This window comes from Vreelandella neptunia (genome assembly GCF_034479615.1).
In the GTDB taxonomy this organism is placed as follows: Bacteria; Pseudomonadota; Gammaproteobacteria; order Pseudomonadales; family Halomonadaceae; genus Vreelandella; species Vreelandella neptunia.
In genome coordinates this window covers 2,466,457-2,484,208 of sequence record NZ_CP140255.1, presented here as the reverse complement: position 1 = coordinate 2,484,208, position 17,752 = coordinate 2,466,457, and the positions used below count along the sequence as shown (strand labels likewise).

Annotated in this window: 19 protein-coding genes; 7 read left to right on the top strand and 12 right to left on the bottom strand. The window is 56.0% G+C overall.

From position 1 onward, the window contains the following. Positions 1-43: 43 nt before the first annotated feature. On the top strand, positions 44-877 hold the full coding sequence (locus tag SR894_RS11540) for an AraC family transcriptional regulator (RefSeq protein WP_133732317.1): 834 nt from the start codon (positions 44-46) through the stop codon (positions 875-877). Here the strand turns inward: SR894_RS11540 and SR894_RS11535 are convergent. Together SR894_RS11535 and SR894_RS11530 are read right to left on the bottom strand one after the other, a co-directional pair. Further along, the gene (locus SR894_RS11535) at positions 863-1,471 is read right to left on the bottom strand and encodes a LysE family translocator (protein WP_133732318.1); all 609 of its coding nucleotides are present in this window, start codon (positions 1,469-1,471) and stop codon (positions 863-865) included. The genes SR894_RS11540 and SR894_RS11535 overlap by 15 nt on opposite strands. 85 nt (positions 1,472-1,556) lie before the next feature. After that, the gene (locus SR894_RS11530) at positions 1,557-2,477 is read right to left on the bottom strand and encodes a glutaminase (RefSeq protein ID WP_133732319.1); all 921 of its coding nucleotides are present in this window, start codon (positions 2,475-2,477) and stop codon (positions 1,557-1,559) included. Between the two features lie 194 nt (positions 2,478-2,671). On the opposite strand from SR894_RS11530, the gene SR894_RS11525 reads away from it, so the two are divergent. Beyond that, positions 2,672-3,535, top strand: a complete 864-nt coding sequence (locus SR894_RS11525) for a bifunctional transcriptional activator/DNA repair enzyme AdaA (protein ID WP_133732320.1) — start codon at positions 2,672-2,674, stop codon at positions 3,533-3,535. On the opposite strand, the gene SR894_RS11520 is transcribed toward SR894_RS11525, so the two are convergent. From SR894_RS11520 to SR894_RS11495, 6 genes are read right to left on the bottom strand one after another with little or no spacing between them, the layout of a single operon-like run. After that, the gene (locus SR894_RS11520) at positions 3,532-4,398 is read right to left on the bottom strand and encodes a phosphodiesterase (RefSeq protein ID WP_223288150.1); all 867 of its coding nucleotides are present in this window, start codon (positions 4,396-4,398) and stop codon (positions 3,532-3,534) included. The two genes, SR894_RS11525 and SR894_RS11520, sit on opposite strands and share 4 nt — an antisense overlap. Further along, the gene (locus SR894_RS11515; RefSeq protein WP_133732322.1) at positions 4,391-5,473 is read right to left on the bottom strand and encodes an ABC transporter ATP-binding protein; all 1,083 of its coding nucleotides are present in this window, start codon (positions 5,471-5,473) and stop codon (positions 4,391-4,393) included. Before SR894_RS11515 ends, SR894_RS11520 begins: the two co-directional genes overlap by 8 nt. A gap of 45 nt (positions 5,474-5,518) precedes the next feature. Further along, a complete protein-coding gene (locus tag SR894_RS11510; RefSeq protein WP_133732323.1) occupies positions 5,519-6,307 on the bottom strand; it encodes an ABC transporter permease in 789 nt (262 codons plus the stop codon). Beyond that, a complete protein-coding gene (locus tag SR894_RS11505; RefSeq protein ID WP_133732324.1) occupies positions 6,304-7,200 on the bottom strand; it encodes an ABC transporter permease in 897 nt (298 codons plus the stop codon). The genes SR894_RS11510 and SR894_RS11505 overlap by 4 nt, the downstream gene beginning before the upstream one ends. Positions 7,201-7,202: 2 nt before the next feature. Next, positions 7,203-8,234 carry an ABC transporter substrate-binding protein gene (locus SR894_RS11500; RefSeq protein ID WP_166650402.1) on the bottom strand — a complete coding sequence of 344 codons (1,032 nt, stop codon included), beginning with the start codon at positions 8,232-8,234 and terminating at the stop codon, positions 7,203-7,205. A gap of 11 nt (positions 8,235-8,245) precedes the next feature. After that, complete coding sequence (locus SR894_RS11495) at positions 8,246-9,268, bottom strand: LacI family DNA-binding transcriptional regulator (RefSeq protein ID WP_133732325.1); 1,023 nt, start codon at positions 9,266-9,268, stop codon at positions 8,246-8,248. Between the two features lie 202 nt (positions 9,269-9,470). On the opposite strand from SR894_RS11495, the gene SR894_RS11490 reads away from it, so the two are divergent. Continuing rightward, entirely contained in the window at positions 9,471-10,937 is a 1,467-nt protein-coding gene (locus SR894_RS11490) for a cobyric acid synthase (protein ID WP_133732326.1), read from the top strand. On the opposite strand, the gene SR894_RS11485 is transcribed toward SR894_RS11490, so the two are convergent. Further along, positions 10,897-11,295: a RidA family protein gene (locus SR894_RS11485; RefSeq protein ID WP_133732327.1), complete on the bottom strand. Its 399-nt coding sequence runs from the start codon at positions 11,293-11,295 to the stop codon at positions 10,897-10,899. The two genes, SR894_RS11490 and SR894_RS11485, sit on opposite strands and share 41 nt — an antisense overlap. 171 nt (positions 11,296-11,466) lie before the next feature. Here SR894_RS11485 and SR894_RS11480 point away from each other — a divergent pair, with 171 nt between their 5' ends. Both SR894_RS11480 and SR894_RS11475 read left to right on the top strand, forming a co-directional pair. Further along, the gene (locus SR894_RS11480; protein ID WP_133732328.1) at positions 11,467-12,030 is read left to right on the top strand and encodes a hypothetical protein; all 564 of its coding nucleotides are present in this window, start codon (positions 11,467-11,469) and stop codon (positions 12,028-12,030) included. Between the two features lie 125 nt (positions 12,031-12,155). Next, positions 12,156-12,689 (top strand): cytochrome b, encoded by a 534-nt coding sequence (locus SR894_RS11475; protein ID WP_133732329.1) that lies wholly within the window; start codon positions 12,156-12,158, stop codon positions 12,687-12,689. Between the two features lie 16 nt (positions 12,690-12,705). On the opposite strand, the gene SR894_RS11470 is transcribed toward SR894_RS11475, so the two are convergent. Both SR894_RS11470 and SR894_RS11465 read right to left on the bottom strand, forming a co-directional pair. Further along, a complete protein-coding gene (locus SR894_RS11470; protein ID WP_133732330.1) occupies positions 12,706-13,887 on the bottom strand; it encodes a vWA domain-containing protein in 1,182 nt (393 codons plus the stop codon). 3 nt (positions 13,888-13,890) lie between these two features. Further along, positions 13,891-14,745, bottom strand: coding sequence for an AAA family ATPase (locus SR894_RS11465; RefSeq protein WP_133732331.1), 855 nt, complete (start codon positions 14,743-14,745; stop codon positions 13,891-13,893). Positions 14,746-14,945: 200 nt separating this feature from the next. On the opposite strand from SR894_RS11465, the gene SR894_RS11460 reads away from it, so the two are divergent. Then, positions 14,946-15,206 carry a type II toxin-antitoxin system Phd/YefM family antitoxin gene (locus SR894_RS11460; protein WP_133732332.1) on the top strand — a complete coding sequence of 87 codons (261 nt, stop codon included), beginning with the start codon at positions 14,946-14,948 and terminating at the stop codon, positions 15,204-15,206. Beyond that, positions 15,206-15,586, top strand: a complete 381-nt coding sequence (locus tag SR894_RS11455) for a type II toxin-antitoxin system VapC family toxin (protein ID WP_133732333.1) — start codon at positions 15,206-15,208, stop codon at positions 15,584-15,586. The genes SR894_RS11460 and SR894_RS11455 overlap by 1 nt, the downstream gene beginning before the upstream one ends. 29 nt (positions 15,587-15,615) lie before the next feature. Here SR894_RS11455 and SR894_RS11450 read toward each other — a convergent pair whose 3' ends face one another. Then, the gene (locus SR894_RS11450; RefSeq protein ID WP_133732334.1) at positions 15,616-17,598 is read right to left on the bottom strand and encodes a sigma-54-dependent Fis family transcriptional regulator; all 1,983 of its coding nucleotides are present in this window, start codon (positions 17,596-17,598) and stop codon (positions 15,616-15,618) included. Positions 17,599-17,752: the final 154 nt, after the last annotated feature.

Genomic DNA, 17,752 nt, shown 5'->3' with positions numbered 1-17,752 from the left:
AGCCGAAGCGTCAAAGGCTATTTTTGAATAACACGAGCAGAACATGAGCACAATTTCGTCACCTATCTTCTGGCGGGATGCGCGTATGCCCTATGTGGAACTGCGCAAGATTAGCGACGCGCGACAAGTTTGCTATGCGCCACACAGTCATACGCATTGGTCGCTGGGGGCCGTTACCGCAGGTAAAAGCACTTTTTGCTATCGCGATGCAACGCATCACATTAGCGCGGGAGACATCGTTATGATGAACCCCCACTGGGTGCATGCCTGCAACCCTATCGAGAACCAGCCCTGGGCCTACCTGATGCTCTACGTCGATACCGAGTGGCTGAGTGAATTGCGTTACCAATTGGGCCTGTTGAATACGCCGTATTGGCAAGATATCGCTACCGCCGTCATTATCCAGCCAGCGCTGTATGCCGGGTACTGCGATATGGCCGCTTGTTTGCTGGATGAACACCGCGAGATTAGCGATAAGCAAACGGCGCTAGTCGAATACTTGTCCACCATTCTGAAAGTGCTTGCTCAAGAATCCCCCGCGGCATTGCCCCAAGCGCCCAGTGCGCTAGAACAGGTCGCGGGCTATTTGCGTGCCAACTGTAGCGCTGATATATCGCTAGAACGCCTATGTGAGCAGTCCGGCTATAGCGCTGGGCACCTGATTCGCGCCTTTAAACTGCACTTCGGACTAACGCCCCACGCTTACCTGATTAATCAGCGCATTCAGATGGGGCAGCAAGCGTTAAAACAAGGACAACCTATCGTTGAGGCGGCTTTGAGCGCTGGCTTTAATGACCAGCCCCACTTTCAGAGAACGTTTAAGCGGCTGGTAGCAGCGACACCCAACCAGTACCGCTATCCGTTACTCAACCAGTAAGACAATAGCGCTAGCCGCCAGGCAGATAGCGAGTGCGCGGTTAATCGTCAGTAAGATGGTAGGACGATGAACATAGCGTTTCAGAAAAGCGCCTGCATATACCCAACTGGCCAGCGATAGCCAGCAAATAGGCAGATAGAGGCCGGCGAACAACCATAGAAGATGGGGCTCATTAGCAGTGGTGTAGGCGCCAATGCCAGCGGCAGACGCCAGCCACGCCTTGGGGTTGAGCCACTGCATCATGGCGCCTGTCATAAACCCTGGGGCTTTAACGCCGCCTCGCTCCTGCAAGCGCCCGTCGTGCTGTAGCAGTTGATAGCTGAGGTAGAGTAAAAACAGAATACCTGCCCAGCGTAAAACCGTTTCCAGCAGCGGCGCCACACTCAGCAAAGAGTAAAGGCCCGCACCGATGGCTAAAAATAGCGCGATAAACCCCAGCGTGGCGCCGGTTACAAAAACAAGACCTTTAGTGATGGGGTAGTGCGTACCACTACTCAAACAAACGATGTTGACCGGCCCCGGCGAAATAGACGCGGCAAGCGCAAATGCGGCCATGGGTAAGGCTGTCGATGCTAATAAGACGCTCATTGTCATCCTCCTCGGTGGTGACAGGAGTTTGCAATGGCAACGGCTGGCGGTATTGCACAAAATTGAGGTCGTTGCTTAAAGCGTTGCCCTGCTAATGCCCAAACACCGACCAGCCGGTGCGCTGCACAAACATTTCGAGCGCCTGGGTGCCCAACAAACTATTGCCGTAGGCATCTAGCCCCGGCGACCAAACAGCTATGGAGCCATGGCCGGGTGCAATTGCCAGAATGCCGCCGCCCACGCCGCTTTTGCCAGGCAGGCCGACGCGAAAAGCGAACTCCCCCGAGGCATCGTAGTGCCCGCACATCATCATTAGCGAGTTGATACGACGTGCCCGCTGGGGGGCTACCACGCGAATGCCACTGGGTTTGTTGATACCATCCGAGGCCAAAAACAGCCCGGCATGGGCCAACTGCTCACAGCTCATGGCGATGGCGCACTGGTGAAAATAGGTGCCTAGCACCTTATCGACATCATGGCGCAGGCGGCCAAAGGCTTTCATAAAGTGAGCCAACGAGGCGTTGCGGTCGCGGTGGGCCATTTCTGAAGCGGCCACTGCGTGGTCGAAGTAAATGCTGTCGTCATTGGCGATATAGCGCACAAAGCTAAGAATCTCGCCCAGCGTCTCTTTGGGCTCGTGGCCCATCATGATCGCATCGACCACCGCAATGGCCCCGGCATTGATAAAGGGGTTACGCGGTTTGCCGCTTTCATGCTCTAGTTGCACGATTGAGTTAAAAGGGTCTCCTGAGGGCTCGCGGCCTACTTTTGACCACAGCGAATCACCCACTTGCCCTAGTGCAATGGTCAGCGTAAATACTTTAGAGATACTCTGAATCGAGAAGGGCGTGGTACCACAACCTGCCGAATAAACGTTGCCATCCACGGTGGCGAGCGAAATAGCAAATTGCTGTGGGTCAACATGGCCAAGCTCGGGAATATAGTCTGCGACCTTACCGCGTTCTTCGGCGTTTGCCATGGCGGCTGCAATGTCATTGATCAAGTCTTGCATGGGCGTATCGTGTACCGTCAATGGAGGCGGGGCATTACCCTAGCGAAAACTGGTGGAAATGTCTGTTAAACATAACGTCTCTTTTAAACATAAACGGTCTTATCACCTGCCAGTGCGCAAGATTCGGGTCGGCAACTCGCCCGTGAAGGCTTAGGCTGAAAGGAACTGAGCAGCCCCGCTAGAGAGATAACCCAATGAATGACTATGAGCGTATCGAAAAAGCCATGGCCTATATGGTGGCTCATGCGGCGGAACAGCCCAATCTGGAAACGGTGGCTGCTCATGTTCATTTGAGTGCCTTTCACTTCCAGCGGCTGTTTTGCCGCTATGCGGGGATTAGCCCCAAACGCTTTTTACAGGCGCTCACCTTAGAGCGCAGCAAGCAGTTAATGCATTCGTCCACTTCTTTGTTGGATATCGCCCATACCCTTGGGCTTAGCGGTGGCTCAAGGCTTTACGACCACTTTGTTCAGTTAGAGGCGGTCACGCCCGGCGAGTATAAGCGCCAGGGGGAAGGAGTGGAGATCGCTTACGGTGTTCACGAAACACCCTTAGGTCGCCTATTCGTCGCGGTAACCCCCCGGGGTATTTGTCGAATGGGGTTTGTCGATACGACTAATTCTGAGGAGTTACTGGCAAGGTTGGCCAAAGAGTGGCCGCACAGCACCTTTCAACATAGTCCTGAGGCCACCCGCTACGCGGTGGAGAGGCTGTTTATTCAGCCCGAAGAGGGGGCTACCGCTGTCTCGCTACACGTAACCGGCACCAACTTCCAAATAGCGGTTTGGCGAGCGCTGCTAACGATTCCCGAGGGGCAATTTGCCAGCTATTCCCATATTGCCCAGGCGCTGGGGGCACCTAAATCGTCCCGAGCAGTGGGCAATGCGGTGGGCGCTAATCCCATCGCGCTATGGATCCCCTGCCATCGGGTAATTCAACAAAGCGGCGCCCTCGGTGGTTACCGCTGGGGATTAGAAAAAAAGCAGATGGTACAAGCCTGGGAGCTGGCGCTGGCTAACACAGACAAAACAGCGCTCGCTCCCAGTCTAACGACCTAATCAATCAACCCATTAGCATCATAAAACGGGAAAGGGCCTGGGTAGTGCTCGATAAACCCTTGGTGAGTCACCATGCCGTTAGTTGCCGACCACTGGTGTAGCAGGTAACCGGGGGGCTCTAGCTGAAAGCTGGAGGGGCCGTCTGGGGTGAGATCCAAACTCACCTGATGGGAAACCCCAGGGCAGCTAATCGCCAGGGTGTTCGCAAAGCGCGCTTGGATCGAACGGTGCAGATGACTGCAGAGCACGCGCTCGACCTGGGCATGTTTGCCAATGATGTCGGCTAGCGCGTCTGGTCGCTTCAGCGGCTGGCGATCCATATGGTCGATGCCACTAACAAAAGGGTGGTGATGCACCATGACGAGAGTCGGTTTTTCGGGCTGCTCTGCCAGCGTAGTGTCTAGCCACTGCAGACTTTCATCGCTTAACTCTCCGTGGGGGGTGCCGGGCACCGATGAGTCGAGCCCTACAATGCGTACCGGGTAGTCTTCCAACACCCACTGTAAATAGTCGCGGTGCTGAAACAGATAACGGTGCTCGGGAAAGGCGGCGCGCAGATGTTCGCGGTCATCATGATTGCCAGGGATCAAGTACACGGGCAGCGTTAATTCAGCCAGGATCTGCTTAAAGGTGGCGTACTCGTCAGGATGGCCAAAATCAACCAAATCACCGCTAATCAGCACCAGGTCGGGCCGCGGCGCTAGCTGATTGAGCGTGGTGATTGCTTCACGCAGCGCATTGGCGGTATCTACCTGGCGGTAAGAGAGCTTCCCGCCCGCCTTGATATGCGGATCGCTAATCTGGGCGATAAGACATTGCTGGGCATGAGGGGCTTTCTGAATGTTTAAACCTTGATCAGCCATTGGCCATCTCCTTGGCATTAACAGGGGGAGTGGGCTTATCTGGATGAAAAAGCACGCTAGAGTGAAGTGCCAAACCAATGGCAGTGCCGTTTGGCCAGCGCTGACGGGAGGGTGCCTCAACCTGGAGTGGCGAAGCGCCGCCCGTGTCTACCATCAGGCGCTGGGTCTGGCCCAGGAAAATGCTTTGTACCACTTTCCCCTTTACATCGGCTTGGTCTACGGAAACCACCTGAATATCTTCTGGACGGCAGTAGACAGTGGATACTCCCTGCAAATGTGAGGCTCGGAGTCCACCTCCATGGACGACCAATCCTCCATCGGCGCGTGTGCTGATCACGTCCAGGCAATTAACCGCGCCAATAAAATCGGCCACAAAGGCGTTGGCCGGCTGATGATAGATCTCCTGGGGCGTGCCCAATTGCGCAATGCGTCCGGCTTGCATTACCGCGATGCGGTCACCCAAGGCCATCGCCTCGTCTTGATCGTGGGTGACGTAGACCGCCGTGGTGCCCAATTCACGTAGCAGTTGGCCAATCTCGATGCGTAAGCGGTCGCGCAGTTTGGCGTCTAGAGCTGCTAACGGCTCATCAAACAGCAGCACCTTGGGGCGAACAGCAATCGCACGGGCGAGAGCGACGCGCTGCTTTTGCCCACCCGAAAGGGCATCGATGCGCCGCTCCCCAAAGCCTTGTAGGTCGACCATGCGCATGACTTCATCAAGCCGATGGGCGATCTCGGCACGCGGCAAACGCTGTATTTTCAAGCCGTAGGCAATATTGTCGGCGACGCTCATGTTGGGAAATAGCGCGTAGTTTTGAAACACCATTCCCACGTCGCGCTTCTCAATCGGCAGAGCGGTGACATCACGCTCGCCAAACAGCACTTGCCCGCCTTTGTCGGGGCTTTCCAGGCCGCTAATAATGCGCAGGGTGGTGGTTTTGCCGCAGCCGGAAGGGCCCAGCAGTACCAGGGTTTCGCCCGCATTAACCTGCAGATCAAGCGGCTGTAGCGCTGTATTGCCGCCAGCAAAGGTGCGGCTGCATTGGTTGAGCGTAATGCTGACAGATGAACTCATCACGGATCTCTACTTAAGTGTTGAATGCTGTACCTGGGAAACCGCTTAGCGGCGCTGCTCGGTGAGTCGGCCCGCCCACTGAATCGCCACTAGCAAGGGCACCACCATTACCAGAAATATCAGCGTGTAGGCTGAGCCTATTTCCAGGCGCATCGAGGCGTAGCTGTCGGCTAAGCCGACCGGTAGCGTTTTGGTTAATGGGGTATGCAGCATCCAGGTAATGTTGAACTCACCGATCGATAAGGTGACCACCATTAGCGCTCCCGCCAAAATGCCGCTCATACAGTTGGGGATGACCACCCCGAAAAAGCGTTGCCTAAAGCTGGCGCCTAAGCTGGCGGCGGCTTCTTCCAGTTGGGGAAGCTTGGCGGTCTGCATCACGGAGAGCACCGCGCGCACCATAAAGGGCAAGGTAAACAGCACATGGCCGACAAGAATAAATAGCCAACTGCCGCGAAATTCACGATAGCTGCCATAGGCGAGCAGTAGGGCAAGCGCGGTGGCCAGCCCGGGTACGGCAACCGGTAGCAGCAGGAGTTCTTCAAGCGCATTGGCCCAGCGGCGACGGCTGCGCAGCAGGCCATAGGCGGCGGGTACGCCAATCAGGATAGTGATCAGTAAACAGGCGAGCGCCAGTTTAATCGACAGCCAGATGGTATCGGCGTAGAGCTGCCACACCTCATTCACCCAGCGCAGGGTCAGACCGCTCTCAAGGCCGACAAAGTAGTTTTCGGTCAGCCCTGCCATGACCGACATCGCGACGGGCACGATCATAAATAAGCACACCAGCAGTGTGAAGCTCAGTTGGAGCGTGAAACGTAGACGCGATTTCATACCGAAGCCCCCAGGTTGCCGCCTGCCAGCCTGCGGGCAAGGCTTAATGCCATCCAGGTGATCACGCCCAATACCACTGATAGCGCGGCTGCCATGGCGAAGTTAGCGTAGTTGGTGAATTCGCCGTAGATATTGAGTGGCAGGATGCTTAAGCGTGTGCCCAGGGTAAACGCCGTACCAAAGGCGCCCATACTGGTGGCAAAGCAGATGGCACCGGTTGAGAGCAGCGCGGGCGCAATACCGGGTACGATAACGTCTTTGGTGACCTGCCAGGTGTTAGCGCCTAACGAACGGGCTGCCTCTTCAAGACTTCTGTCCAGATTGTCGCAGGCTGCCATCACCGTGGTAATGACGCGAGGAATCGAGAAGTAGAGGTAGCCAAGAAAGAGCCCGGCCAGTGAATAGGCAAACATCCAGCGCTCGCCAAACAGCCACAGGCTGGCCTGCGCCAAGGCACCTTGACGCCCTCCCAGCATGATAACCAAAAAGCCCACCACCACACCTGGAAAAGCCAGCGGAAAGGTGAGGATCGCCACGAGTATGGACTTGCCAAAAAAACGCTGACGGGCGAGAAAAAATCCGGCAACGCCCGCAATGGCAACCGCTACCAGTGACACTACCAGCGAAAGACCAACGGTGGTCGCCAGGCTGATTAAGTACTGACGATGGGTAAGAATAGTCAGGTAAGCGCTAATACCGCTGCTTGGATCAGCCTCGGCGCCCATCATGATCAGACGCGAAAAAGGCAGTAGCCAAAAGGCGCAGAAAATCACCAGGGCAGGCAGTAAGGCGAACAGCGCGATAAAGCGTTTACGCCGGGCTGGGCCTACCATCGTCGATGGTCGACTTAGGTAAGAAGCAGCCCCGGAGGGCTGCTTGGATGCCGCTGTCATGATTAACGAACCTCCGACAGATACCGCTCAGAGAAGCTACGTTGAGCAGCCGCCATAGCGGGGTAGTCGAGTGCTTCGGCGCGGGCATACTCGCTATCGGGTAGAAAGACTTCGCGCGCTTCAGGGGAAATGGCGCTGGCGCGCACAGGGCGTAGGTACGCATCAGCCCATACCGCTTGGCCTTGATCAGAGAGCACGAAATCAAGCACTTGCTGACCGTTTTCGGGGTTAGGGCCGTCTTTCACCAGGCTCATAACATAAGGCACTACCACGCTGCCCTCTGCGGGAATCACAAACTCTACGTTGGCACCATCGCTATGGCGTGCGCGGTAAGCGTTGAAGTCGTAATCGAGAAGAATCGGGATCTCACCAGAAAGTACTCGAGCGTAGCTGGTTTGCTTGGGCACAATCGGGTCGTTTTCGGCGAGCTGATTGAAGTAGTCGATCGCCGGAGTGAAGTCATTAAGATCGCCACCCATGGCTAGGTTGACCGCCACAGCACCGACGTAGCCAACAAAGGCGCTGGCCGGGTCAAGGTAACCCACCATGCCGCGATACTCAGGCTTGAGCAGGTCTTCCCAGGACGTGGGCACCGGGGCGCCATCCAAGGCGTCGACGTTGACCATAAAACCAAGGGTGCCAGAGTGAATGGCAAACCAGTTACCTTCGGGGTCTTTTAGGCCTTCGGGTATCTCGTCCCAATGAGCAGGCTGGTAGGGCGTCACCACATCCTCTTCCATGGCTTGAATGCCGAAGGTCACCCCGTAGTAAACGACATCGGCCACCGGGCTACTGGCTTCGGCAACCAATTGGGCTAAGGATTGGCCGGAGTTTTTGTTGTCTTGCGGCACCCGAATGCCGGTCTCCTGTTCGATCAAACGCAGCTGAGTGCCCCAGTCCGCCCACTCTGGTGGGCAGTTGTAGCAGATTGCGTTGTCGCTTGACTGGGCAGTAGCAGCCCCTGACGCACTGATAACCGCCGTGGCCAGTAACGCTTGATAAAGACGCTTAAGGTTCATGCGTTTAAGACTCATACCGTGTTCCTCTAGGAAGTGCTTAACGTGGACTTACGGGATGTCGGGATTCCGACACTTTCGCCCTTACGCAACGCGTGGGGCAGGGGAGCGGGCATGCATTTTTCTCCCCGAATCATGGCTAGCAAGGTGTGAACAGCTGCGCGCCCAATGTCGGCGCGAGGCTGCTCAATGGTGCATAGAGATGGGTAGAGGTGTTTGCCTAAAGCAATGCCGTCAAAACCCATTACAGAGAGGTCGCCAGGCACGTTAAAACCTGCGCGTTGCAGTTCGCCCATCAGGCTGATGGCGAGCAGATCATTGGTACAGATCACCGCGCTGAGAGCCTCTGGCCCTTGCAGAGCAGGTGTTAGGCTTTTCAGGTCAGCTTGGGTATGGCGGGTTATCTCAACCAACGGGCGTGCGATCAGGCCTGCCTCGCCCATAGCGTGGCAGTAACCGTCAAAGCGCTGCTGGGCGCGGTCTGACTGCAGCAGCGGGCCAGCAACCATGCCAATTCGCTTATGGCCCAGGTTGATTAAATGGCGGGTGGCATCAGCGCTGGCGGCGCGGTTATCCACGCCGATGGAGGGGAAACCACTATTGCCGGGCGGGTTGTAGACCAGTAAGCAAGGCGTCTTTTCCAAACGCAGCTTCTCCAGCACGGCGCTGTTATCCGCTTCAGCCACGGTAAGCACCAAGCCGTCCACGCGCTGGCGCAGCATCTCCTCAACAATGTCACCCTCGCGGCTGGGCGAGTAGTCACTGGTGGTAACGATGAGAGAGTAACCAGCCGCTCTGGCTGCTACTTCCATAGCTTGTAGCTGCTCGGCAAACACCGGGTTATCGAGACTGGGCACCATCACGCCAATCATCTGGGTGGCTTGCGAGCGCAGCTGCTGTGCGACTTTATTAGGCCTAAACGCCAGCTGCTGGGCAGCGTTAAAAACTTTTTCACGCGTCGCTGGGCGTACCAAATCGGGGCTTGAAAAAGCCCGTGCTGCGGTTGCCCGGGAAACCCCGGCGAGTTTGGCCACACTGAGTAAATCTGCCATGGGAATACCTGTTATTAATACAATGAGATCGATCTCATTTATCAGGTATCAGCCTAAAGACGGCATATGACGAATTGATGGCGATAAAAAGTATTTTTGATTATTAAAGGAATTAGGGTGCTTGAGCGGAGACTGAACACATTGCGCCACTTAGCGCCGCCCGCTAAAGTCTTGCTCTTGTTCACCTGGGCGAGACCACTTTATGGCCACACTGATGATTCAAGGCACCACCTCGGATGCGGGTAAAAGCACCGTGGTGGCAGCCCTTTGCCGCGCGCTGGCAAGGCGTGGGATATCAGTGGCGCCGTTTAAACCCCAGAACATGGCGCTGAATAGCGCCGTGACTGAGGACGGCGGCGAGATTGGCCGTTCCACTGCGTTACAGGCCCAAGCCTGCAATTTGGCACCCCACAGCGATATGAATCCGGTACTGCTAAAGCCGGAAACCGACCGCGGTGCCCAGGTGATTCTGCGCGGCAAGGTATACGGCCATATGGACGCGCTGGATTACCATGCCTTTAAACGTACCGCTCAAGAGAGCGTAATGGCCGCGTGGCATGCGTTAGAAAGCCGCTTTGATGTGATTATTGCCGAAGGCGCGGGCAGCCCGGCTGAAATCAATTTGCGTAAAGGCGATATCGCCAATATGGGCTTTGCCGAAGCGGCTGACTGCCCAGTATTACTCGTCGGTGATATTGATCGCGGTGGGGTCTTCGCCCAATTGGTGGGTACGCTGGCGCTGTTGAGCGAGAGCGAACAGGCGCGCACTAAGGGCTTTATTATCAATCGCTTTCGGGGTGATATAGCGCTGTTGGAGCCAGGTCTTGAGTGGTTGGAAGAACGTACTGGAAAACCGGTATTCGGCACGCTGCCTTATCTGAAGGGGCTGGTACTCGATGCAGAAGACAGCATTGGTTTAACTCACGCCGACAAAGCCAGCCAGACGCTCAAGGTGATCGTGCCCGCGCTACCGCGTATTAGTAACCACACCGATTTTGACCCCCTGCGGTTACATCCCCAGGTCTCGTTGTCGTTTATCGGGGCCGACCAGCCGATTCCTGCCGCCGATGTGATTATGTTGCCCGGCAGTAAAAGTACCGCAAGCGACCTTGAATGGCTGAAACGCCAGGGCTGGGATATCGCCATTCAGCGTCATCTGCGCTATGGCGGCAAGGTGCTGGGTATTTGCGGTGGCTTCCAAATGCTGGGCGAGTGGGTAGATGACCCGGAGGGCTTGGAGGGAAAACCTGAAAAGGTAGCGGGGTTAGGACTGCTTCCCCTGACCACGCGCATGGTGGCGGGTAAGCAACTGCGCAATGTGAGTGGTTTAACGGTGGCGGAGGGTGCTACCGTTACCGGCTATGAGATCCATAACGGCGTAAGCGATGGAGCTGCGCTTAGTTCGCCGCTATTTGAAATAGACGGACGTCCAGAAGGCGCCGTTAGCAAAGATGGCCAAATTATCGGCACCTACCTGCATGGGTTGTTTGACCACCCCGAAGCCTGCCAAGCGCTGTTAAAACAGCTGGGCCTCGTGAATGGGGAGCAAAGTGATTACCAAGCCCACCGAGAGCGTGAGCTTGACCGTTTAGCCGATATGCTGGAAGCCCACATCGATATTGACGCGGTTATTGCTCTGATTGAAGCTGGCGCTTCGCCATCACCGTGATTTCAATACTGCTTCCGCCGTAGAGGTTAGGGGATTCGGTGCAGGTGCGGGCAGGGTAGCGGCCAGGTTCAAAGTACTCCGCGTAAACAGTGTCCATGTCTTGGATAGCGTGTAGATCCGTGAGGTGGATATCTACCCGCACTATATCCGCTAAGCTGCCGCCTTCCATTTCAAGCATGCGCGAGAGTGCGCGCATCACAAGGCGAGTCTCCTCTTTAACGTCGCCCCGGGCTGCGTGGCCGTTAGATAGATCGCCAACGGTTAGTCCTGAAATAAACACATAGTGATCATCGACTACCATGTGGCTACCAGGGAAGCTTGGTGTGGGCAGAGTAGGGTCATTCATAAAGGTGGGCATACTAGCTCCTTCTAAGTGATGTTCACGCTTACAGTTCTCTTCGACAGATCGTTAACAGTAGTGTTCAGTATCAGTAAAAATGAATGGATCTCGCGGTGAAACATGTCGCGCTGTCAAAACGGTGATGTTTGCTCTAGGCTTGCGGTTTTTTAGTCGCTGAGGATGATTCAAATGAAGGTCGTACACGTTAACGCAGAGGCCCAGCGCAACGCCTGTTTGGCGCGATTATGCGCTGAGGTCTACGGGCAAGACGCCGGTCTGACGCCGCTGGTCGTGTTTACCGGCACCTGCAGTGTTTTTTTCCCCCAAGAAGCAGCGCGGCTGTTTGCTGCCGTTGATGGGCAGGGTAAACCTCAAGCGCTGGCACTGCTAGTGCTGGACGAGGAAGGCGAGGGCATGACGGTGACCCACGCCTGCGCGCTTGACCAGGCAGATGCTCAGCAGCGGTTAATCAGCGAACTTACTCTGAAAGCGCCGCTACGTGTCGAAGTGGATAACGCCGAACAAGAAGCGTTCTATCAAAAAAGTGGCATTAAGCGCTGGTTTGGCGGGGTGGATGGAAAGCGTATTGGCTTGGGCGCTCGCCACCCTGCCAAGAGTATTCGCGATTTAGCGCCTACCCTGGTATTGGATGAAGCGCTTATCCTGCGTCGCTTTAAACATGACCCTAAGGCGTTTGAGGCTGCCAAGCAGGCCTTTTTGAAGGGTTTAAACGATTTCCCGCAGTCGCTTTAATAGCCCTTAGGAAACGCTGCGTTCCAGTTTGTGCAACCAAGTTGCACGTTGTTGCCATGTTATTTACGTGTTGCCCCGATAAAATAAGCATCACGACTAGCTTATTAAAAGAAGGGAGAAGCTGCATGGCATTACCGATAATGGATAACAGTCAACGTTACGGTGCGATTAGCCGCTTGTTGCACTGGGGGATGGCGCTACTGTTTGCTTGGCAGTTTACGAGTGCCACGGCGCACTGGCTTTTTCCGGACACACCCTTTGAAGAGTTCTTCTGGGGAACCCATTACCCAGTGGGTGTATTGCTACTGACCTTAGTCGTACTGAGAACGATATGGGCGTTAGCCAATGCGTCGCGTCGCCCGCCATCGGTGAGCGTTATGGCAAAACTGGGCCATCTTGCACTCTATGGCTTGATGATCGCAATTCCGACGATTGCGCTTATTCGTCAGTACGGTTCGGGCCGTTCGCTTGAGGTGTTTGGAATTAATCTGATGTCAGGTTTTGAGGGCGAGGAGATCACCTGGATGACGGATCTCGGCGGTTTGCTCCATGGTGAGCTGGGCTGGACACTGCTAGCGCTGATAGTAGGGCACATCGTGATGGCCATTTTGCATCGCAAGCTGACTCACCACGACGTGCTGACGCGCATGGCTAGATAATAGCCGGATAATTAGACTACTTCTTTGCTAGCTCGCGCATGGCGGTTTCCAAGCCCTCCATGGTCATGGGGTACATGCGGTCATCGATGATCTCGCGGATCAGTTGGGTCGAGTAAGTGTACTCCCAGGCACGGGGCGGCATAGGGTTAAGCCACGCCAGGCGAGGAAACTTTTCGCATAAACGCTTAAGCCACACGCCGCCCGCTTCGTCGTTAAAGTGCTCTACGCTGCCGCCGGGGTGGGTGACCTCATAAGGCGACATGGCCGCGTCACCGACAATTACTACCTGGTAATCCGCGCCGTAGGTGTGCAAAACATCCATGGTCGGAATCCGCTCGTTACCCCGACGCATATTGTTTCGCCAAACCCCCTCGTAAAGGCAGTTATGGAAGTAGTAGTGCTCCAGATGCTTGAACTCTGAGCGGGCGGCAGAGAACAGCTCTTCGCAGACGCGAATATGGTCATCCATCGAGCCGCCCACATCCAAAAACAGCAGCACCTTTACGGCGTTATGGCGCTCTGGGCGCATCTGCACGTTGAGTAGCCCGGCGTCCTTGGCGGTTTCGCGGATGGTGCTATCCACGTCAAACTCATCTAACGCCCCTTGGCGGGCAAACTTGCGCAGGCGACGCAGCGCCATTTTGATGTTTCGGGTGCCCAATTCCAGAGAATCATCGTAATCGCGGAAGCGACGCTCGTCCCAGACCTTGGTGGCGCGGCGGTGGCGCGAGCCATCCTGGCCAATGCGAATGCCCTCCGGGTTGTAGCCGTAGGCGCCAAAGGGGCTGGTGCCGCCGGTGCCGATCCACTTATTGCCGCCCGCGTGGCGCTCTTTTTGCTCCTCCAGGCGTTTTTTGAACGTCTCGATAAGCTCTTCGAGGCCGCCCAGTGATTCGATTTTGGCTTTCTCTTCATCCGTTAGCTGCTTCTCAAACTCCCGGCGTAGCCAGTCGTCAGGGATTAGCGCCTCAATGGCAGCGTCCATATCCTCAAGGCCTTTAAACCAGGCGGCAAAGGCGCGATCAAAACGGTCGAAGTGGCGTTCGTCTTTGACCATCACCGTGCGGGCCACCTGATAGAAGGCTTCCATATCGGCGAACACCACGCCGCGCTCCACCACGGCGTGGAGATCCAGCAGCTCGCGTAGCGATACCGGGACGCCCGCGCGCTTTAACGTCTCAAACAGGCCAATAAACATGGCTTAGCGGCCTGTGCCTTTCTGGCGACGGATCATAAACGCCAGACGTTCCAGCAGTTGAGTGTCCTGCTCGTTTTTGACCAAGGCGCCGGCCAGGGGCGGGAGCGCTTTGGCCGGGTCGCGGTTGTAGAGCGCCTCTTGAGCAATATTGTCAGCCATCAGTAGCTTGAGCCAGTCGACTAGTTCAGACGTAGACGGTTTTTTCTTCAGGCCTGGTGCTTTACGTAGCTCGAAAAACACCTCTAGGGCTTCGCTGACCAGCTTGGGCGCGATATCCGGGAAATGCACATCAACAATCGCCTGCATGGTCTCGCGGTCGGGGAACTCGATGTAGTGGAAAAAGCAGCGGCGTAGGAACGCATCCGGCAGCTCTTTTTCGTTGTTTGAGGTGATGATGATAATCGGGCGCTGTTCGGCGCGGATGGTTTCGCCGGTTTCGTAAACGTGAAACTCCATACGATCCAGCTCTTGAAGCAGGTCGTTGGGAAATTCGATATCGGCCTTGTCGATCTCGTCGATCAATAACACCACGCGCTTGTTGGCGGTAAAGGCTTCCCACAGCTTGCCGGGCTTGATGTAGTTGGCGACGTTCTCGACCCCTTCGACACCCAGCTGTGAATCGCGCAGGCGGCTGACGGCATCGTACTCGTACAGACCCTGGGCCGCCTTGGTGCTGGATTTGATATGCCAGGTAATCAACTGGGTATCGAGAGACTCGGCCAGTTCTTCAGCCAGCAGGGTTTTGCCGGTGCCCGGCTCGCCTTTGATCAACAGCGGCCGCTCGAGCACCACGGCAGCATTCACCGCCTGCTTAAGCGCATCGGTTGCGATATAGGAAGAAGTGGAATCAAACGCCATGGGAGGGCCTCGGCTTGTCGGAAGCGGGTTTATAAAAGGATAAACGGATTCAAACAAGTGTACGTGAGGGTCGCCTTCAAGGCCAATGGGTGGTCTAGCGTTATTGGTAAAGTTACACTTGCTTGAGTAACTTAGTGAGTCGGCAACTGTCATAGTTGCCATAATAGGGATAATGACAGCGTATAACGAGAGGTTACGCCATGCATGCCAACGTAAAGCAACTGCGTTTACAAACCAAGGCGCTCTTAGCGGCGACACAGCGTGGAGAAACCGTCGACATCACTTATCGCGGCAAGCCTTGTGCTCGGCTGGTGGGTCTCGATGAGAGCGGTCTGGAAACACGTCCAGCCCGTAACCCTGCCTTCGGGTTATGGGCTGATCAGGACTCCTCGGACGGCAATGATGTTGAGTCACAGATGCGGCGACTACGAGCGCCGCGTACGTTCGAGGTGGGTGAATAATGCTAGTAGACACCGACGTACTGATCTGGAATTTGCGCGGTAATACTGCGGCGGCGGAACGCCTGGATGATCTACCGGGCTTTTCGCTATCCGCAGTGAGTTATATGGAGTTGGTGCAGGGCATGCGCAACAAGCAGGAACTCAATCAACTGCGTCAAGCGCTGCATTATTGGCAAGCAAAAATAGTCCATTTGGACGAAGGCACCTCGTCGCGTGCCACCTTCCTGGTCGAAAGTTATGCGCTTAGCCATAACATGCAAATGGCGGATGCGCTCATTGCCGCGAAGGCTATGGAGCTGGGCGTGCCCTTGCTAACCGCCAATGATCGACATTACCGGCATATCGATGGTTTGGCGTTAGATATCTTTCGTCCAGATTAAATGGCTCAACTCCTCTCTAGCACTCTCTGTTACCCCTGCCAATTCGGCGGCATTATGCCCTGACGCTGCATTTGCCGGTAGATCGTGGGTCGAGAAACCCCCAGCGCGCGTGCCACGGCACTTATGTTCCAGTGCTGTGACTTAAGCATTTCCAGCAATGTGTGATCGGTGTTGCCATGAGCGTCCGCAGGCTTGTGGGGGCTCTGCTGGGTAATGCGTTGGCTAAGGCACTGCTCGGGTAGGTCATGAACGGTGATTTCATCGCTTTCCGAGGTGGCCAGTGCAAAGGCCAGCGCATTCTTTAGCTGGCGGATATTACCGGGCCAAGCATAGGCGAGCAGGGCGCTGATGGCGTCGGCCCGCAGTCGGGGAGATTGGCTGGAGGCGCGCTCTTTAATGATGTCGTCAAATACGCGGCGGATAACGTAGAGCTTATCGGCGCGGTCGCGTAGCGCGGGCAGGCGAAGTTGGGCCCCGTTTAGGCGGTAATAGAGATCTTCGCGGAACTCGCCCTGCTGGATCATCGCATCGATATTGCGATGAGTGGCGGTAATCACCCGGATATCAACCTTTTCAGGCTTATTGGCACCCAATGGCATCACTTCTCGCTCGGCCAGTACGCGCAGCAGGCGGGTTTGCAGGGCTAGCGGCATATCGCCGATTTCATCTAAAAACAGCGTGCCGCCATGGGCTTGGGGAATCAGCCCGCGCATGCCTTTGGCGCGGCCACCGGTAAAGGCGCCGGCTTCATAGCCAAACAGCTCGCTTTCGATCAGCGCTTCGGGAATGGCGGCACAGTTTACCGCGATAAAGGGGCCCTTAGATCGGTTGCCGCTGTCATGCAAGGCACGGGCAACCACCTCTTTGCCGGTGCCGGTTTCTCCGCTAATCAGCACATTAACGCTGGCTTCATTGCGCAGTCGTTCAGCCAGTTTCTGCACTTTGCGCATGGCGGGGTCGTCGGCACCGAGGCGTACCAGTGGTTCCGGCAGGCTGGAGGCGAGCGGTTGTGCTTGCTGAGCAGGGCGCGGGCGGCGGGGCTCCAGCAGGCTAATAAAGTAAATCGTGTTGTCGACCCTGGCACGAAAAGCACGCAATTGATCGTCGGTGGCACTGTTAATGCTGAGCACATCGGCGATCTCGCACTCGAATAGCTCCCCCAGCATTGGGGTGTGATGGTCTGACCAGGGTGGCCAACGGCGCTGGTGTTCACTTATCAGATCACGACCCACTGCGTTGGCGGCAATCATTTGCCCGTTCTCTTCAATGGCGATGAGTCCGCGCCCGTTTACATGCACAAACTCACGCGAGGTATCCAGCCGCACCATCAGGCAGTCACGGTAGCGCTGGAGAAAATAGGCGTCCTCAATCATGCGCGCGTAGAGCGTTACCAGCGAGAGGCTAAAGTTTTGGCTCTCATGCTGGGTAGGTGATTGCAGTGCGGAGATGTCCAGCACGGCCATGACGTTGCCTTGTGGGTCGGCGATGGGTGCCGCGGTGCAAGTAAGCGAAATATGCGAGGCGTCGAAGTGCTCCTGGCGGTGGCAAATGATTGCTTGTCGGTCATGCAGGCAGGTGCCTACTGCACAGGTGCCTGCAAAGCGTTCGTCCCAGTCAGCGCCGAGATAAAGGCCTGCTTTGCGCAGTTGCTGGTCTTGATTGGGATCGCCACGAAACTCGACGGTTATCCCGCGGTGGTCGGTGAGTAGCAGCACATAGCCTAGCTGGGCGATTTGCTGATAGAGCTGGTCAACCCCGGCTCTTGCCACGTGCAGTAGTTCATCCACAGATTCCCGGTGCTCAATCAGGATTTGCTGGGGCACCACCCGCGCTGGGCGTGGCTGGGTGGGATCGAGCTGATACTCGTTGAGGCAACGCAGCCAGGAGCGCCGAATGGTCGGCTGGGCCGGTAGCTGCGGAACTTCCAGGCCTTCGCCGAGCTGGAAAATATGCTCAATATGCTGGCGCTGGACGGATTGCAGCCGTGCAGGCAGAGGCGATTGAGTAGGCATGGCGTGGTTCACCGTAGGGATTGTTATTGTCCTTCCAGCCTATGCGCTCTGGCGTGGGTGTCAACGCAGCGCTATTACGCCGTTAGTCGTGCGTTACACCTGTAACACCTGGCTGTAAACAGTGTGACAGGTGTACGTCCTCTTACTACGTATT

Excerpts from the sequence above, each read along its gene's own strand:
- SR894_RS11540 (WP_133732317.1), top strand. The coding sequence starts at position 44 with ATGAGCACAATTTCGTCACCTATCTTCTGGCGGGATGCGCGTATGCCC.
- SR894_RS11535 (WP_133732318.1), bottom strand. The coding sequence starts at position 1,471 with ATGACAATGAGCGTCTTATTAGCATCGACAGCCTTACCCATGGCCGCA.
- SR894_RS11530 (WP_133732319.1), bottom strand. The coding sequence starts at position 2,477 with ATGCAAGACTTGATCAATGACATTGCAGCCGCCATGGCAAACGCCGAA.
- SR894_RS11525 (WP_133732320.1), top strand. The coding sequence starts at position 2,672 with ATGAATGACTATGAGCGTATCGAAAAAGCCATGGCCTATATGGTGGCT.
- SR894_RS11520 (WP_223288150.1), bottom strand. The coding sequence starts at position 4,398 with ATGGCTGATCAAGGTTTAAACATTCAGAAAGCCCCTCATGCCCAGCAA.
- SR894_RS11515 (WP_133732322.1), bottom strand. The coding sequence starts at position 5,473 with ATGAGTTCATCTGTCAGCATTACGCTCAACCAATGCAGCCGCACCTTT.
- SR894_RS11510 (WP_133732323.1), bottom strand. The coding sequence starts at position 6,307 with ATGAAATCGCGTCTACGTTTCACGCTCCAACTGAGCTTCACACTGCTG.
- SR894_RS11505 (WP_133732324.1), bottom strand. The coding sequence starts at position 7,200 with ATGACAGCGGCATCCAAGCAGCCCTCCGGGGCTGCTTCTTACCTAAGT.
- SR894_RS11500 (WP_166650402.1), bottom strand. The coding sequence starts at position 8,234 with ATGAGTCTTAAACGCATGAACCTTAAGCGTCTTTATCAAGCGTTACTG.
- SR894_RS11495 (WP_133732325.1), bottom strand. The coding sequence starts at position 9,268 with ATGGCAGATTTACTCAGTGTGGCCAAACTCGCCGGGGTTTCCCGGGCA.
- SR894_RS11490 (WP_133732326.1), top strand. The coding sequence starts at position 9,471 with ATGGCCACACTGATGATTCAAGGCACCACCTCGGATGCGGGTAAAAGC.
- SR894_RS11485 (WP_133732327.1), bottom strand. The coding sequence starts at position 11,295 with ATGCCCACCTTTATGAATGACCCTACTCTGCCCACACCAAGCTTCCCT.
- SR894_RS11480 (WP_133732328.1), top strand. The coding sequence starts at position 11,467 with ATGAAGGTCGTACACGTTAACGCAGAGGCCCAGCGCAACGCCTGTTTG.
- SR894_RS11475 (WP_133732329.1), top strand. The coding sequence starts at position 12,156 with ATGGCATTACCGATAATGGATAACAGTCAACGTTACGGTGCGATTAGC.
- SR894_RS11470 (WP_133732330.1), bottom strand. The coding sequence starts at position 13,887 with ATGTTTATTGGCCTGTTTGAGACGTTAAAGCGCGCGGGCGTCCCGGTA.
- SR894_RS11465 (WP_133732331.1), bottom strand. The coding sequence starts at position 14,745 with ATGGCGTTTGATTCCACTTCTTCCTATATCGCAACCGATGCGCTTAAG.
- SR894_RS11460 (WP_133732332.1), top strand. The coding sequence starts at position 14,946 with ATGCATGCCAACGTAAAGCAACTGCGTTTACAAACCAAGGCGCTCTTA.
- SR894_RS11455 (WP_133732333.1), top strand. The coding sequence starts at position 15,206 with ATGCTAGTAGACACCGACGTACTGATCTGGAATTTGCGCGGTAATACT.
- SR894_RS11450 (WP_133732334.1), bottom strand. The coding sequence starts at position 17,598 with ATGCCTACTCAATCGCCTCTGCCTGCACGGCTGCAATCCGTCCAGCGC.